Genomic DNA, 585 nt, shown 5'->3' with positions numbered 1-585 from the left:
CATAATGGACCCCATGAACCAGAAGAAACGATTTCAGACGTTGCCTTGCATGCCGTAAATCATCGCGGGCAGATGCCCATGCCCGGGCCAAATCCCGGAATGCCTCATCTTCAATGCCGGGTACGTAGACAGCAGAAAGATCTCCTGCACGCAGTGAACGCACAAGTCTGATGGCATCACGGCGATCGGTTTTAACCCGCTCCCCCGGTTTTTTCGGGATAAGTGAGGGGGCGCAGACCATGCAGTCAAAACCGGATTTCACCAGCCGACGATAAAGTCCATAACCACAGGGCCCCGCTTCATAAACGATACTGACCTGCGATGACTTTGACCTGAGACGTTTACAAAGATTCTGAATATCAGTAGGTGATGTGCCAATTTTACCCATCAGTTCAACAGGTTCTGAATTGATAGCATAAGCGACAGTAATCGATTCTTTGTGAACATCTAACCCGACGTACAATGTGTTATTGTTGTTCATGCTGGCCTCCGTGGTGGAAATACCGGGGTGTAGCAACAGCTCACCCATGCGGCTCTGACAACGATGTTAACCCGCGTTAAATATCCCACGTTGGCCAGCATCTG

Annotated in this window: 1 pseudogene; it reads right to left on the bottom strand. The window is 50.1% G+C overall.

The window, feature by feature from the left end:
* A pseudogene (locus tag BGK49_RS17245) lies at positions 1-481 on the bottom strand (IS110-like element ISSso6 family transposase); the annotation flags it as partial.
* Positions 482-585 lie beyond the last annotated feature (104 nt).

Origin of the sequence: Shigella sp. FC1544 (assembly GCF_001722145.1) — a bacterium.
In the GTDB taxonomy this organism is placed as follows: domain Bacteria; phylum Pseudomonadota; class Gammaproteobacteria; order Enterobacterales; family Enterobacteriaceae; genus Escherichia; species Escherichia coli.
This window is presented reverse-complemented; position numbering and strand designations above follow the sequence as displayed.